The organism is Pseudoneobacillus rhizolycopersici (assembly GCF_054786815.1).
The window spans coordinates 1-275 of the sequence record NZ_JBTOOE010000093.1 but is presented as its reverse complement, the minus strand read 5'-3'; the positions used below and the strand labels follow the sequence as shown (position 1 = coordinate 275).

Here is a 275-nt window from a genome sequence, read left to right as displayed (position 1 = left end):
GCTAGTCAAGTTAAAGGGTGAAAAAGTTGCAGTTCCTGAATTTCGTCAGCAAGCCGCATACTATTTGAAAGGACTTCCCCGTTCAGCCCGTACTCGTGCTAAAATAAATGAGGTTTGGACGCGTCAAGAAGTTTATGATTTACTTGATAATTTTGTTGATGATTATGAGAAACGTCAAGCTCAGCGTAAAGCAAGACGTACTGTATTGAACAAGTAATGGAGGAAAGAAAAATTGGCAAAGAATGAAATGAATGACCAATTAAGAGTTCGTCGCC

General features: G+C 39.3%; 1 pseudogene. It reads left to right on the top strand.

Going from position 1 to position 275, the window contains the following annotated elements:
* Positions 1 to 217, top strand: a pseudogene (locus tag ACX9YW_RS22985) (tRNA dihydrouridine synthase DusB); the annotation flags it as partial.
* Between the last annotated feature and the right edge of the window lie 58 nt (positions 218 to 275).